The organism is Stratiformator vulcanicus (assembly GCF_007744515.1).
Lineage (GTDB): Bacteria > Planctomycetota > Planctomycetia > Planctomycetales > Planctomycetaceae > Stratiformator > Stratiformator vulcanicus.
This window is the reverse complement of the sequence record NZ_CP036268.1, coordinates 2,813,070-2,828,459: the sequence shown is the minus strand read 5'-3', so window position 1 is coordinate 2,828,459 and position 15,390 is coordinate 2,813,070. Positions and strand designations below refer to the sequence as shown.

Genomic DNA, 15,390 nt, shown 5'->3' with positions numbered 1-15,390 from the left:
AATCTGCCTAATCTTCGGATTTCACCGCCCTGAGCAATCCCAATTTCCACGGGATGATACCGTAGCCTTTGCCAGTTCGGTCTTCATCACTGACCCCTTGGAAAAGGAATTGCAAATCATCAGGATCAACCTCGAGGTGTTCATCAACGCCGGTTCGGATTAATTCGCCGTGACTGTAAGAGGTCGTCCATGATTGTCGTTGATTGACGACATTCACCGGCGAGGCGAATGGTTTTTCACGCGATGCCGCGAGCGGTCGCCACTCTCCGTCGAGCTTGTTCGCGATAAAAGCCTTGTAATATCGGCGCCCGCGATTTTGGGCCTCAATTAATGAAAGGTATTGATCACGACCCTTCAGGCGATAGGTATGGCTCGCTTCGAAAATGTCGGCCTTTAAGGCCACAACAGGCTTTGACCAACCTTGATCGGGAAAGTCTTTTAGCAAGGTCTCGGCGCGTCGCATCCGGCCATCGAGTGTGGTGAAGAAAAGGTGTGCCCGTTGGCGATCGCAAATCACCCAGAAGTCGAGACCCGACTTTTCCCCCTCCGGCACCACATACAACGGTTCTGGTAAAGTCCATCCGGCCGGGTCATCGATATTCTCGTTGGTTGAAAAACAGGGTCCGAACCCCAGGCCACGCGATTCATCAACCGCCTGGTAAATTAAATACCATTTTCGGTGGGGCGTGAAGTAAAATATCTGTGGTGCCCCGTGATATCCGTCAGTCAGTTGCAATAGATGCCACTTCTTTGTGGGCGCTTCGGTCCAATCTTTAAAAGAAATATAACCAATGCGAATCCGGCCGTCCTCGCTGCTGGTGTTGCGGATCGTGCAGAACAGATGCCACTTCCTGTCATAACGCACGATACTCGAGTCTTTAACCGCGACCCAGGGAGACTCCGACGGTGGCAGTTTCGAAGGTTCAATCCCGAGCAGCGGTTCCGAGACTGACCATCGGAAGTTGCCGTTGTCGAAAACGTCTTCCGCGTCAGCAAAACTACATATTGCACTGCTAAAAAAGAGAATGAATAGCGCGGCAGAATTTGAAAGGCGCACGAATTAATCTCGCTTTGTGAACTTAAACGCTGCCGCAGGAACCAACTCGGGCAATGCCCGCCCGCTTACGCACCAAATTTTTCCAACCGCCCCGCATGGGCCATTGCCATCGGCATGAGGTACTTCGCCTCGAATTGTCCCAGTCCGCCGGCGAGGCAATTTGCTTCGCCGAATGTGTCGACGGCATCGAAGCGGCAGTTTTCGGCAGCGAGGAGTGTCGGGACGGGGTGCCAGGAGTGGCTTTTCATCTTGCTCGGCGTGCTGTGATCGCCCGTGACAACAATCACGTCGGGGCCGAGGGCTTCGATTGCGGGGATGCAACCATCGACCTGCTCGGTCTTTTCGACCTTGGCGTCGAAGTTCCCGTCTTCACCGGTGCTGTCGGTGTATTTGAAGTGAACGAAGAAGAAATCGTGATCGTCCCACGACGCCTTGAGCCGCTCCATTTGGTCGTCGAGCGTCTGCCCGGCATCGAGTACGTCCATGCCGACGAGGCGAGCGAGACCGCGGTACATCGGATAGACGGCAATCGCTGCGGCACGCGTTCCGTAGACTTCTTCGAACGTTGGCACAGGCGGCTTTTTGTCGATGCCACGCATCGTGAACATGTTCGCCGGAGCGTCGTCTTTGAGGACCTCCTTTGCCTTGGCGACGAACTGCCGCAACAGGTCGGCGGTTTTCTCGGAATCGCTATCGGCAGCCTTCGGATCGTGAGGCGGGACGCCGGTCTTTTGGGGATCGGTGTCCGGGATGTTCCCCCCGAGGCCGGCGCCGCGCAACACTATGACGAGACGGTACTCCTTGACCGGCTTGACGAAGACCTCGACGCCGGGGAGCTCGATCTTGTCGAGCTTCTCACACAGTTTTGCGCCGATATCGGAGGCGATTCTCCCGGCACGGCGGTCCGTAATCACCCCCGATTCGTCGACCGTGCAAAAGTTGCCGCGGATGGCGACGTCGTTGGGTCCGAGGTCGAAATCGATCCCGAGCGCCTCGAGAACACCGCGGCCGATTTCGTATTTCAGCGGGTCGTAACCAAACAGCCCGAGGTGACCGGGACCGCTCCCCGGGGCGATGCCGGGAAAGACGGGATGACTGAGTCCGCAAACGCCACGCTTGGTGAGCTTGTCGAGATTGGGCGTTTTCGCCGTTTCCAATTCGGTCTTTCCGCCGGGTTCTTTAGGTAGTCCCCCCAGTCCATCGGCGACGAGTAAAACGATTTTGGAGTCGTTGGCCCGCTGGAGGCGTCGGATGACATCTTGATGGTTTGACATATGTTTGATCCCATTTCGGCGGTTGAATTGCAGCGCACACTGTAAATTGACTGAGGACGTTTACAAGCGGAGAGGAAGGCCCGGCCGAATCGCAGGGAAATTTGGCAACCGAATTCGAGGCTTTTCTCTGATCCGCTTACTGCCGGGCGCGGCTGTATTGGACCTAACCGTTTTCGATATTTGACATGTCTGATCTGATTGTCGTTTGGACCGTACGGCTGGCGATCGGGTGCTATCTGCTTCGATGGCTGTTGGTCGCTGCGCGAATCGGCACTCCGGGCTTTCACCGGAAAATTTGGACCGTGGGAGCGCTGTCATTGCTTGCTCACCTCGCTGCGGCCTTTCAATTCGTCCATCGCTGGAGCCACGCGAGCGCGTACCAAGCGGTCCGTGTCGAGACGTTCGAGGCGACAGGTTGGGACAGCGGGTTCGGCGTCTGGATCAATTATGCGTTCGCGTTGGTGTGGGCGTTCGACGCGTCGTTGTGGTGGATCAAGGGCGATCGCTGGGCGAAGTGGTGGCCCGGGCAGATCGTCGTGCAGAGCTTTCTGGCGTTCATCGTTTTCCAAGCGACGGTGATCTTCGGCCCTGGTTGGTGGAAAGTGGTAGGCGTGATTATCGCGGCCTTGTTTGCCTTCGCGTTGATTCGCCTAAGCCGGAGCCATGGCTCCGGCTTAGATCACCATTCGCACGAATAATCGCCACGACCCGCATTGCCGACGCCGACTTCGCACGCCACGCAGTTTTCCTTCGTTCGCGAATCAACATACTCGCCGCCCCTTGCCGATCTCCACTGCGCAGGATGCGCTCGGACCAGGCCACGCACGTGACGCGAGGGCCGATTGACTCGCGATAATTCGTTGGGAAAAGGAGCTTCCCACACGCGAGAGTCCCCTTTTTTCGTCTCGGCAAATTTGGAGAGAACTCACATGCGTGGAATGATCTGTCTGGCCATGCTCGGCTGTGCTTTCGCCCTGGGCGATACCGCTTCCGCCGGCGGCTATTACGAACAAGTGAACTATGGCTACTCCGGCTGCGGTTCCTACCCGGTCGCCCATTACGGCGGATACAACAACTGCGGAGCGTACGGAGACTGCTACGGATACACCTCGTACGACTGCTGCAAGAAAGAGTGCTTCCTCAAGAAGTGCTGGAACAAGCTCTGCGAACTCGAACGCAAGAAGAACAACTGCCTGTTCGGTTGGCTCAAGAAAGACAAGTGCTGCGGCTATTACGATTGCCACGAGCCGGTCTGTTGCGCTGTCGAAGTCAGTTGCAGTGCGCCGGTTACCTGCAGTGCTCCGACTTGTGCGGTCCCGACGTGCTGCGCTCCGACGTGTGCCGTCCCCAGCTGCGAGCCGACCTGTGCGGTTCCGACCTGCTGTGCCCCGACTTGTGCGGTCCCGCACTCGAAGTGGTAAGCCACTGAAGTAGGACTTTGCGGACATTTTGAGGCGAGGCTCGACTCCATCGCCTCAGCCCGTCCTCCCTTCGCGTCAAACTTCACCCCCGGACGCGATTCGACGCTCCCGACGGTTTCGCCGTCGGGAGCGTCTTTTTTTGGAGGTGAGAGGTGAGAGGTGAGAGGTGAGAGGCGAGAGTCGAGAGGTGAGAGTCGAGAGTCGAGAGGTGAGCGTGGCGGTGCGTTTCTGTTTCGATTGGCATTCCGCAGGCGATCGGCCAAAGTATCGGCACCTCAACTCCAACGCTCTGTGCCGACATGACCGATACGCCGCTCGCCGACCTCATCCGCAATCGTGCCCTCAAGTTCGGTGACTTCACGCTCGCCAGCGGGAAGAAATCGACCTACTACCTCGACGGAAAACAGGTCACGCTTCATTCGCAGGGTCTCCGATTGGTTGCCGAAGGTATGCTCGACCTGCTGTCCGAGACCGAGTTTTCCGCGGTAGGTGGGATGAGCATCGGGGCCGACCCAATCGTGGGTGGCGTGCTCACAGTCGCAGGCGAACGCGGAATCGACCTGGACGGATTTCTGGTCCGTAAAGAACCCAAGGGTCACGGAACGCAGCGTTACATCGAAGGACCGGTTCAACCTGGAGCCAAAGTGGCGATCGTCGAAGATGTCGTTACGACCGGCGGAAGCTCGATCACGGCAATCGAACGGGTGCGCGATTTCGGTTGCGAGGTCGTGTTCGTCACCGCGATTGTGGATCGCCTGCAAGGCGGGGCTGCGGCGTTCGCCTCGGCAGGGGTCCCCTTCCGGGCGTTGTTTACGGTCGAAGACTTCGGCATCACACCCCCCGAAGAAGGGTGAACGCGATTGCGGTCGTGAGACGACAGGTCTTGGCGGAACGCTCAACGGCAGATACCCTGATAGTGGCCGGTCATCTGTTGGAAAGACTTTCGTCTTTCGAATTGGTGCTGCGATCGGCCTTGAGCATCAAGTGGAAACGATCTGCGTTCCGTTCGAATCTGCATCATGTCCAGTGCGGTCGCTCGCGGTGTCGAAACAACTGACGTGCCGCAGGTGCCGGGATGGTTCGCGACATCGCGGGAGCAGGCTGACAGACCTGAAATTGATTCGGTCGAATCAGCGTCACTGGCTCGCCGAACACGACGCTGGACCGCGGTCGCGGCGGTCAGTTTTGTCTTTCACTCCGCGATCGCGTTTATCTTGGCGGCAATTATTCTGCCGCAGAACGTGGATGAGCAAATCTTCGCGATTCTTTCGCTCCCCGCAGATGCCCCGGACTCCGACGACGATACGGCTGAGGTGATCATCGAAGCGGAGCTTCCGTCGCCGACGACCGAAGAGAGTATTCAATCGCAGCGACCGGTCGATCCATCGGAAGTGGCAGGACTCGAATCGCCCTCGCCTGCCGAAATCTCGGCGCTGCAGGTACCAGAAGTTCCGACATTCATCGGGTTTCGTTCTTCAACAGCTTCGCGTTCCGGTGCCCCCGACCCCCGATTGCAAATGACGGCCGGACGCAGCGGCGCGACGAAGCGGCAGTTGCTACTGGCCTCCGGCGGCAGCGATCTGACCGAAGCGGCCGTCGAACGGGGCCTGCGATGGCTGAAAAATGTGCAACTTGATGACGGCGGATGGGACTTTCGAAAGATTCGCGATGCGCCCGAACCAGGTTATTCGGGCAATCGCGTCGCGGCAACGTCTATGGCTCTGCTCTCGTTTCTCGGTGCCGGCCATTCCCACAAGCAGTCGCCGAAGTATCGGGCGACCGTGTTTCGGGCATTGAAGTTCCTCAAACAGGAATTAAACCCTGATCGGGCAACCAACTGGGACGGTGATGCGCGAGGAAAGCCTTCCCCATCGATGTACGCGCACTGCCTGGCTGTGCTGGCCTTGTCTGAGGCGTATGTGATGACGGGAGATGAGTCGCTCCGCCCGTTCGTCGAAGCGACGACGAGATTTCTGACGCAAGCGCAGCATGAACGGGGAGGTTGGCGATACCGCCCGAAGGAACGGGGCGATACGTCGGTTGTGGGATGGGCGGTCATGGCAATCGTGAGTGCCCGGGCGGGCGGGGTCGAAGTCCCGCGGATGACTTTCGTCAAATCGAATCAGTTTCTCGACTCCGTCTCGGCGGACGACGGGGCCATGTACGGCTATATGTCCCCCGCCCGTCGCAAATCGACGACGCCGGTCGGTTTACTGTCGAGGATGTATCTCGGCTGGAATCGCAGCGAATCGGCTCTCAAGCGAGGGGTCGCCCATCTCGATCGGTTCGGCCCCGATACCGACGATATGTATTACAATTATTATGCGACCCAGGTGATGCATCACTGGGGAAAGGCGGATTGGGTCCGCTGGAATAACCGGATGAAGGCCCAATTGTTACAAACCCAAACCCGGGGCGGCTTACACCACGGAAGTTGGGATGTCGCCGACCGCCATGGAAACACCGGCGGTCGGCTCTATATGACTTGCCTTTGTCTCATGACGCTCGAAGTCTATTACCGACATTTGCCGCTTTATACGAAAGGTGCGGTCTTGCGCTGATGAGAGGCAACCTAAAAAAGCGGTGAACTCGTCGGAGAGCCAGTTCATAACTCGCTCGCGATTCTAATGATGCTGATTGCCTTTGGCTTGGTATTTATTCCTCGGCAAACATCAATCAGCATATTGAATCGCCGTAAATTAAGTTCAAAGTTCCGATGGCGAGACAAGCGAAGGGTTACTCGGCCCGTGCGGACCGAGTAACCCTTAATTTAGCGATTGCTTAGACGGAAAATCAACGCCCGATTCGAGGAAACCCGGGTGCGAAGATGACGTCTGTGATTCCCACCGGCGCCGGGATGTTCGCACTTTGCCAAGACTTGCCGCCATCGGTTGAATACTTCAGGTCTTCAGTCGCTTTCCAATAGGTTTGGAAGCTGTAAATCAGGTCGGGCCGCACGGCGTCGATATTTAGCGGGAACTTCGAATCGGTGACCAATTGCCAGTCCTTGCCGTCTGCTGATTCCCACCCTTGCCCCCGCCTGTTATTGACGAGGAATCGTTCGCCGTCATGGGTCAGCGATGAGAGTCGATCGCGATTGGATGTCTTCCCGGCGACCTCCTCCGGGGTCACGTCGGTCCAGCGAACGCCGTCGGTCGAGTGATGGACCGTGTGGTGACCGTAAACGACAAAGCCATTGTCGTCGGATTCGATGAACAGTCGCGACCGCGGTTCAATTCGCGGGGGGAACGTCCAATTCTTGAGGTCGCGGGTTGTGATCAGGAAGCCGTTATCGCCGCAGCCGACGAAAGCCCCATTCACGTACCGCCATGCGCGGATGTTTGACTTGATCGGCTTCTCAAGTCCCAGGCTCTCCGCCTCTTTCTTGAGATGGTCACGAAGCTTGCCATCTCCGATGACTCGCCATTTTTCGCCGTCGTTCGACTCAATGACTCTTGCGCCTTGGCCGAACGCAAGAAACCGGCCGTCAAGAAATACGATGCCACTAAGGACTCCGGCGTTGAATTTGTTCTTGGTCCACTCGACGCCATCTTTCGTCGTCAAAATATTTGATTTGGAATAACCTCCGATTGCGACGCAAACACCGTTGCCAACGGCGGCCTGGGCGAGATCGTTTTGATTGTGGGCAGGCTTACCCGCAAATTCGTGGGCCGTCCATGTGACGCCATCGTTGGAGGCCATGCGATGCAGGCCGTGGCCGATCGCGATATAAATTCCATCCGGCTCCGCGGCCGAGGTGATCGCGCCAGCGACCACGAACAGCAAACCGGCAAATACAGCTCGAAACGGCATCTTATTCTCCGAAATAGCGAGTGAGACGAAAGAGACAGTATCGCCATCATGTCACGAGATGTCACGCTTCGGAACCGCGGGCGTGCAGAGAGGCTTAAAAAATCCAGCTACGAAATGAATGAAATCGCTGATCGAATCGGTCGCCGTTCGACGCTTTGTAGCCAAACCGGAATCGAATCACGCCATCAGCATTCCATTACAAGCAAAACCATAGAAGAATCCGCGCCGGTCCGTAAATCATCCCGCAATACCAATAGTAAACTCGCTTGAAGTTCGTCCTGTTTGATCTCGCAAACGCAATTTCACTGCTGAAAAATATGAAGCAAAACAAAGACTGTCCGAGCAGGATGCCGAACGAAACATCAGGCCAATCCATCAGCCCCGTTCCGCCCGGATGCCAGTGATACAGACAAAATTCAACGAGCACGACAGTTAGAAAGTGCAGTGCCGCCAAGAATGGCAATAGATGGCGGCAGTATTTGATTTGAAAACTTTGGGAGAGGCTATCGCCCATCGAAGAAAACTTAGGCGGAGGTGCTGTCGTGAAGCCGGCTTTTTAGCCGATCGTCTTATTAATTACCTCGAATCAACCGGAACCGTTCCAGGTCGAGAAACCGGTCAAGCAGCGTTCTTGGATCGACCTCACCACGATTCTCGCCACGGTCATCGATCACTTTTTGGTAGATACTTACTAACCGCTTACCGCAGGCCAACGTCGAAAATTCATGCCGGACGACATCGGCGTTAGAGTGAACCGTGGCCGCGTCCGACTCGGCGGACAGAGCGGAGTTTAAGGCCAGCAGTTTGGACTTCGCTGTTGGGTTCTGCGCGACGGTTTCAATTACGCTCATTTGTGACCGTTCCGAGAGGTCTGCAAAGTCGATGGTCCCGCCGGTGGTCTTGCCATCGAAGGCAACATCGGCCGCTTGATCAGGCCGACGATTGTAGGTCTTTAAGAGTTCTTCCGCGGACGCACGAAACTCCGCGGCCAGTTCTTTCTCGTCGAGCCAATCGAGTGGAATTTGCAACGAACTATAGAGCCCATCGAGATTGACGCCGGCATCGACGAAGTCGGCGGTGATCTCCGGGAGATTGCGGCCAAGAAGTGGTTTGCCGAGGAGCCAGGGTTCAAGAAATGCCATCCCGAATCCCTCGGCGACGCTGGTCGTCAGGCAGGCATCGCAGGCAGCGAGGTTCTCTTCGAATGTCAGGCCGTCCGACTCTCCCACACCGAAGCGAACCGGGAGGTCGATCCGCTCCGCGAAGGCACGCCAGGCATCATGAAACGGTTTCTCCATCGGGTTGAGCGGAACGAGGGTGATTCCCACCACGGGGTCGCCGGGCATCAGGAGCGACAGCAGCACTGCCTCACCGAGGTTCTTCCGCCGGATGCCGCGGACGGGATAAAGCAGGTAGCGGCGATCAAGATCGATGCCGCAGCGATCCATTAATTTGTGGCGTGCGGCTGCGCGATTCGGAAGCGCGGGAGGCGCAGGGACCGGGTTAGGCAGAAAATGGAGGCGTTGGCGATTAACGCCGGCATCGACGAGGGCGGTTTCGTCCCGACGATTCAGCACGGCGTAGTGGACTTTGCTCCCTTGCAGATAGTTGACGGGGCCCATCGACTCACCGAGCGCCTGCTGCAGCAAACCGTAGTTCTTCGGTCGAAAGTCTTCGGCGAAGTCGTGAATCTGGAGCAGCAACGGCCAATCGCGTTCCGACAAGTGCTTGAGTGCGCCGGGCCAAGCGACGTTTTTGCCGAGCGAATGGTTGTGAACGTGCAGCAGCGTATTGCCCGGCTCGAGACCACGTGCCGTCAACTCGGATTCGAACGCCTGAGCGAGTGGTACGGCGTTTACGGCGGGGTCGTCGTTGTAATCGAGCGATGGAACGACAACGCGTTCGATCTTCAGAGCTTTGAGCCGTTGCTCGATCTCGGGCGGCCAACCTTCGTGGCGTCCGCCGTAAACGATGAGGACGCGCTGCGGTGCTGAGTCGCTTTCCGCCAGTGATTGCAGATGCCCGGCAATCACGCGCGTCACGCCGCCGCGATTGAGGTGATGATGGGCGATGACGAGATTCATGAATAGGCCGGGCCATGGACGCTGCGGTATTCAATCGTTCTTCGGGAAGCGGAACATGGAAAGCGGAGAGCGGAAAACAGGATCGATCTTTTCGGTCGATTCGGCTTTCGGCTCACGGCTCCAAGACAGCTTCGAACGACTCATAGTGATCGCCGGTGTACCAGATGTCGCCGGCTCGTCCGATGACGAGACGTTGCGGGCCGGGACCGCGCTTGCCTTCGGTCGGATGGACGTATTCGCGATAGTAACCGGGCCGTTGCCGCGGCAGGCGTCGCTCACGATTCTGGAATACCGAACCATCATTGTTGTGCGGAAAACGTTTGCGGAGAGCAAGACGTTGATAGGTCTCGCTGACATCGATCGGGCCGGTATAGACCGTGCGACCGAAGTCCTTCACGACTGCGTTTTCGATCGTGTCGGGCGGGACGAGCAAGTTCGGAAAGCAGTTTTCGGCGACATCCCCGGCTGCCCGTTCGGCGATCAACATACCTGGGCGAATCCGGTCGAACGCGAGCGTCCCGAGTTTGCCAGGAAGTGGGACGCCGCGTATGGGAGGACCTCGGACGACTCGAGAATCACCTAAGAGAAGTAGAACCGCTTTCTTGTCGTTCGCAGTTCCCAGCACTCGCACGGTTCCCTTCGGAACGACAATCTTTCGCACAATCGTTGCGTCGGCCGGTCGCCCGATGATCGTTCCGTTATGGTCGCAATCAAGTCGGACCACTTGATCCGGTTGGGTTTGCCCCGCCAGCGTCAGACCACCGCCGTCCGATCGAACGACGATCTGTTCCTTTGCCGCAACGACACACACACGTCGTCCGCGCTCGATCTGATACTCAACGAGCGTCTCCGAACTACTGACAAACGCTTTGACTTTGCCAGAGAGTTCGCTGCTCTCAATCTCGGCAGATGCGTCCGCTTTCGGAGATTCGGCTGCGCGGTTCGTCGTCGGTTCGACAGCCTCTGCTTCGAGGTCGTCAGCCGTCTGCTCGATTTCTTGCTTCGCGTCGTCTTGGGGAGCGGTCAACTGGTCGTAGGCGAAGAAACAACAGGCGATGACCGCCAACGCCACCCACTCCTTCAGCCCGAATCGATAACGATGTGGCGGAGCCGAGGCGTGAGGTTGCTTCGGATTACTGTCCGGGTCAATCATTCGCTTGCCGCATCGGTCGGGTCTGTTTTCTGCGATGAGTGAAACTTATCCCGGTAGGTTTCGATTTCCATAATTGGCGGGCGTTCGAATTCCTCGATGTTGTATTCGATTTGCTCGAACGAGCCGTCCTCGACGCGGTGTTGCCGCATGATCGTCGGCAACGCCTGCTCCAACCCGATGCGTTCCTGACGGGTCAGTCGGTTAAAAAATGTCCGCAGGATGCCGAAGGCCATTCGACCGAGTGCAATCGTCTCCTGATTGCGATGCACGCGAGTGTCGAGGTCGGTCTGCGCAAATGCCGAGAGGCCGAGTTTTTCGTAAATGTCGATCAACATGGCTGTTTCGACGCCGTAGCCGACGGGGAACGGAATCTGTTCGAGTATCGAGCGACGCCCCGCGTATTCACCCGAGAGCGGCTGAATGATCGCGGCGAGCTCCGGATAGAACAGACTGAACAGCGGTCGAACGAGTATCTCCGTCACGCGTCCGCCGCCGGTCGGTCGAATGCCCTGCGAGAACGCGAGCGGACGATCGTAGAACGCTTTGACGTAATGAATGTCCGGATTCTGGACGAGTGGGGCCACAAGACCGTAGACGAATCGCGGGTGGATGTTTTTGATGTCGGTGTCGACGTAACAGATGATGTCGCCATCGAGCAGGTAGAGGGCCTTCCACAGGTTCTCACCTTTGCCTTTGCGATCGCCAACCTCGGTGAGGTGCTCCTCGGCAAGGTAGACGTCGGCTCCGAACTTTGCGGCGATTTCTCGCGTATCATCTGTGCTGCCGGAGTCGATGACGGCGATCTCGTCAACAAGTGGATACTGGTCCTTCAGGGCGCTCTTCAAAATGACGATCACTTTTCCGATCGTCTTGGCTTCGTTGAGGGTCGGCAGGCACAACGATATTTTCAGCCCCTGTCGCCGCTTCTCCTCGACGAGTTGCCGCAAATCCCAGAATGAGGAGTGATGGTAAGTCCGTTCCTGGAGCCACTGTTCGGAATTCATCGGGTTCAAATCGGGCGGAACTCGGAGGAAGGCCCGCGGGACGGGCCGGGCGGAATTGTGCTGTGGTTGTCAGAGCGCTTCGAGATCGTAACCGAACGACCGGCAGAATGCCGCCGTACCCGTGCGATCGACGCCTGCGACCGGGAGAAATGGTCAATCCGACGCCGATTGGCCTCGCCGACGCCTTGTCGGAATCGCCATTGCGACGAAAGTGTTCGGCAAGATAAGTTTCGCGGCAAAATATTGCTCGCGGAGCCGCGCCCGTACAATAAAAAACCGACTCATTGTTGGTTTGCTCACAGAGGATGCGGTCGTTCGGCCGAATATTGAGATGAACACACGATTTTCGCTTGGAACAATTCGAGGCATCAGAATGACTCGCTGCCTGTTTGCCGTCGGCGTAATTCTGTTCGGCTCGGTCGTTAATGCGCAGCCGATCGACCTCGGAAATTTCGGTATCGGTGGCTCCGCTTCAGAACGGACACCCGACCCCGAGATTTCGCTCTCGGCGGAGTTGACCGCCGAAACGTTGGAACCTGGTGCGGAGGCGACGTTGGCGGTCACCGTCAAGCTCCCGAAGGGCTTCTACATTTACTCGACGCGGCCATCGTCCGCTTTGGCGACCTCGATCAAAGTTTCTGAGGACGCCGGCCTTCAGCCGCTCGATGAGAAGTTTCGTCCCGACCGACTGCCAAAGCGGGTGTTCGAGCCTCAGTTCAACACTGAGGTGGAGAAGTTCTACGACCAAGTAACGTGGTCGCGTGATTACCGCATCACCGGGACCCTCGATCCGGCAGACATCCAAGTCGTCGGCGATCTGACCGGGGCGTTTTGCAGCACCGGCGAGAAAGGCATGTGCATTCCGATTCGGCCGCCACGAGAGTTTACGGTGGCGTTGATGTCGGCTGAGCAAGCCTCGCGCGACGAGGATGAGACCGGCGAATCGACCGAAGGGGGCGATGATTTTTCGTTCTCAGCCGATGACTTCGCAGGCTCTGACTTCTCCGCAACTGACTTTGAATCGAGTGACTTTACCGACAGCAACGCTGACGGTGCGGGGGACGCAACTGAACCGAACAGTAGCGATGACGCGACCGCCGAAGCCGAGAGCAACGGGGTCGTATTGGTTAACGAGTTCGAGATCGAAGCGGCCGAAGGAAGTCTCGCGAAGTTCTTGCCGCTGGCCTTCCTCGGCGGCTTTATCCTCAATTTTATGCCGTGCGTGTTGCCGGTCATGGCGATTAAGGTGATGAGCTTCGTGCAACAGGCGGGCGAAGATCGCGGCCGCATCTTCGCGCTCAATGCCGTATACGCACTCGGGGTGATTCTCGTCTTCTGCCTGCTCGCAGCTCTCATCGTCTTGCCGGAGTACTTCAGCGGCTTGTTCGGGCTGCTTGGATTGTCGGGCAATAACTTCGGATGGGGCGGACTCTTCCAGAGCCAACGCTTCAACATGGCAATGGCCTGCCTCGTCTTTGCGATGGGGATGAGTCTGCTCGGCGTCTTCGAAATTCCGATACCGGGATTCGTCGGCTCCGCTGCTGGCTCAGCTCAAAAAGAAGGCCTGTTCGGAGCCTTTCTGACAGGCATCTTCGCGACGCTACTGGCGACCCCCTGCACCGGACCGTTTGTCGGCGTCACAATCGCCTGGAGTATTCAGCAGCCGCCGATCCATACCTTTCTAGTTTGGGCGACGATGGGGCTCGGCATGGCGTCGCCTTATCTCGTCTTCGGTATTGTTCCGGGGGCGGTCAAATTGCTGCCCAAACCCGGCAACTGGATGCTGAGATTGAAGGAGTTCGCCGGGTTCGTACTTATGGGGACTGTGATCTTCGTGATCTCGTTTATCGACGCTACTTACACCGTGCCGCTACTGATCATGCTGCTCGGAATCGCGTTTGCTTTGTGGATGATCGGCACCGTTCAGTCGAGCACATCCTTTGAGGGTCGACTGGTTGGCTATACGACGGCGATCGTCGTCGGTAGTTTCATTGTCGGGTTCGGGTACTGGACGTCACCGGGTGAGTCGCGAACAACGAATCTCGTCACCACTGGCGGACTGCAACCAATCGGCAATGACGACGAACAACGACCGCCTGTTAAAGCGGCGGTCGAGACGAGCGAACTCCCTTGGGAGACCTTTTCGACAAACCGGTTAAACGATCTTCGCAGCACCGGTCGGACGGTATTAATCGATTTCACAGCCGATTGGTGTGCGAACTGCAAAGTGAATGAAAATCTCGCGCTTAATACAGAGAAAACGTACGAGTTCGTTCAGGAACACGATGTCATCACCCTGCTTGCCGATGCGACGCACGAGGACGCCGAGATTTCAATGTGGCTCGATCGCTTTAGGACATCAGGCTTACCGCTGACCGTGATTTTCCCTGGCGACCGGCCCAATGAGCCAATCCTGCTGCACTCTGTCTACTCGCAATCGGCATTACTGTCGAAGCTTGAGGAAGCCGTTTCGACCGACATCGCGGCTTTGCCGACCGAACAGAAGTGAGCGGGTTCGTTCATTCCGACGATTGGCGACCGACCACGTCTTTCGACACCCTCCGTCTTCGCGCGCAGTTGCTCGCTCGGGTACGCGAGTTTTTTCGCGAACGCGGGTATCTCGAAGTCGAAACACCGCTGTTGTCGCGCGATGTCGTGATCGATACTCACATCGATCCGCTAACTTCGACCGTCTGCGGGGAACGGCGGTTCTTGCAGACGTCGCCCGAGTTCGCGATGAAGCGATTGCTGGCCGCCGGCAGCGGGCCGATCTTTCAAGTTTGCAAAGCCTTTCGAGATCAGGAACATGGTGCCCGGCACAATCCGGAATTCACCATGATTGAATGGTACGCGCCACATAGCACCTACTTCGATCAGATGACGGTCACGGAAGCTCTCGTTCGCGAATTGGCAGCATCGACCGGGGCGGTGGCAACGCCACGCCTCCGTATCGGCCCGGAGAAGTTCGACCGCATCTCCTATATAAAGGCATTCCGCGAGGCGACGAATACGGAGATTCTCAATCTTAATGCCGAAGCATTAATGGATTTGACTCGAGACCATCAGCTCGTCATCCCGGAGTCACTCGATTCGGATGAAGCATCCATTGATGAGTGGCGCAATCTTCTGCTCGCTGAATTGGTCGAACCGAATCTCGGACTTGATCGCCCCGCATTCCTATATGACTATCCGGCAACACAGGCTGCGCTAGCGAGACTGAAACCAGACGGTCCCCGTGTTGCGATGCGATTCGAACTCTATATCGATGGTGTTGAAATCTGTAACGGCTACGACGAATTGCTCGACCCGGCCGAGTTGCGAGTTCGCGGAGCCGAACAAAATCGTTGCCGCTCCACCTTGGGCAAGCCGGTGATGCCGGAAGAGAGCCGTCTGCTCGATGCAATGGACTCGGGGTTGCCGAACTGCTCAGGCGTCGCGCTCGGCTTTGATCGATTGCTGGCCGTATTACTGGGGAAAACTTCTCTCCACGAAGTCATGCCGTTTCCGTTCGAACGCGCTTAACGATAACGCGATTATCTTCATCCCCTTGAGGCGGTAGTGAACAATAATTTGCGTCGGCAAGT

Annotated in this window: 12 protein-coding genes; 6 read left to right on the top strand and 6 right to left on the bottom strand. The window is 57.2% G+C overall.

The annotated features are described in order from the left end of the window. Positions 1–7: 7 nt before the first annotated feature. Entirely contained in the window at positions 8–1,057 is a 1,050-nt protein-coding gene (locus Pan189_RS11075; RefSeq protein WP_145363981.1) for a glycoside hydrolase family 62 protein, read from the bottom strand. A 65-nt stretch (positions 1,058–1,122) separates the two neighbouring features. Further along, the gene (locus tag Pan189_RS11070; protein WP_145363980.1) at positions 1,123–2,331 is read right to left on the bottom strand and encodes a 2,3-bisphosphoglycerate-independent phosphoglycerate mutase; all 1,209 of its coding nucleotides are present in this window, start codon (positions 2,329–2,331) and stop codon (positions 1,123–1,125) included. Positions 2,332–2,516: 185 nt separating this feature from the next. On the opposite strand from Pan189_RS11070, the gene Pan189_RS11065 reads away from it, so the two are divergent. The 4 genes from Pan189_RS11065 to Pan189_RS11050 all read left to right on the top strand — a co-directional run bounded on the left by Pan189_RS11065 (position 2,517) and on the right by Pan189_RS11050 (position 6,313). Further along, the gene (locus Pan189_RS11065) at positions 2,517–3,029 is read left to right on the top strand and encodes a hypothetical protein (protein ID WP_145363979.1); all 513 of its coding nucleotides are present in this window, start codon (positions 2,517–2,519) and stop codon (positions 3,027–3,029) included. A 231-nt stretch (positions 3,030–3,260) separates the two neighbouring features. Beyond that, complete coding sequence (locus tag Pan189_RS21370; protein ID WP_310820332.1) at positions 3,261–3,752, top strand: hypothetical protein; 492 nt, start codon at positions 3,261–3,263, stop codon at positions 3,750–3,752. Between the two features lie 299 nt (positions 3,753–4,051). After that, the gene (gene pyrE, locus Pan189_RS11055; RefSeq protein ID WP_145363978.1) at positions 4,052–4,606 is read left to right on the top strand and encodes an orotate phosphoribosyltransferase; all 555 of its coding nucleotides are present in this window, start codon (positions 4,052–4,054) and stop codon (positions 4,604–4,606) included. 165 nt (positions 4,607–4,771) lie between these two features. Then, positions 4,772–6,313 (top strand): prenyltransferase/squalene oxidase repeat-containing protein, encoded by a 1,542-nt coding sequence (locus tag Pan189_RS11050; protein WP_145363977.1) that lies wholly within the window; start codon positions 4,772–4,774, stop codon positions 6,311–6,313. A gap of 232 nt (positions 6,314–6,545) precedes the next feature. On the opposite strand, the gene Pan189_RS11045 is transcribed toward Pan189_RS11050, so the two are convergent. The 4 genes from Pan189_RS11045 to Pan189_RS11030 all read right to left on the bottom strand — a co-directional run bounded on the left by Pan189_RS11045 (position 6,546) and on the right by Pan189_RS11030 (position 11,806). Continuing rightward, positions 6,546–7,565, bottom strand: a complete 1,020-nt coding sequence (locus tag Pan189_RS11045; RefSeq protein WP_145363976.1) for a glycoside hydrolase family protein — start codon at positions 7,563–7,565, stop codon at positions 6,546–6,548. Between the two features lie 572 nt (positions 7,566–8,137). Next, positions 8,138–9,649, bottom strand: coding sequence for a glycosyltransferase family protein (locus tag Pan189_RS11040; RefSeq protein WP_145363975.1), 1,512 nt, complete (start codon positions 9,647–9,649; stop codon positions 8,138–8,140). A gap of 112 nt (positions 9,650–9,761) precedes the next feature. After that, a complete protein-coding gene (locus Pan189_RS21365; RefSeq protein ID WP_310820331.1) occupies positions 9,762–10,802 on the bottom strand; it encodes a guanyl-specific ribonuclease in 1,041 nt (346 codons plus the stop codon). Next, positions 10,799–11,806, bottom strand: coding sequence for a glucosyl-3-phosphoglycerate synthase (locus Pan189_RS11030; RefSeq protein ID WP_145363974.1), 1,008 nt, complete (start codon positions 11,804–11,806; stop codon positions 10,799–10,801). The genes Pan189_RS21365 and Pan189_RS11030 overlap by 4 nt, the downstream gene beginning before the upstream one ends. A 373-nt stretch (positions 11,807–12,179) precedes the next feature. Between Pan189_RS11030 and Pan189_RS11025 the strand changes: the two genes are divergently transcribed. Continuing rightward, a complete protein-coding gene (locus tag Pan189_RS11025) occupies positions 12,180–14,315 on the top strand; it encodes a protein-disulfide reductase DsbD family protein (protein WP_310820330.1) in 2,136 nt (711 codons plus the stop codon). Continuing rightward, a complete protein-coding gene (gene epmA, locus Pan189_RS11020; protein ID WP_145363972.1) occupies positions 14,312–15,328 on the top strand; it encodes an EF-P lysine aminoacylase EpmA in 1,017 nt (338 codons plus the stop codon). The genes Pan189_RS11025 and epmA overlap by 4 nt, the downstream gene beginning before the upstream one ends. Positions 15,329–15,390 lie beyond the last annotated feature (62 nt).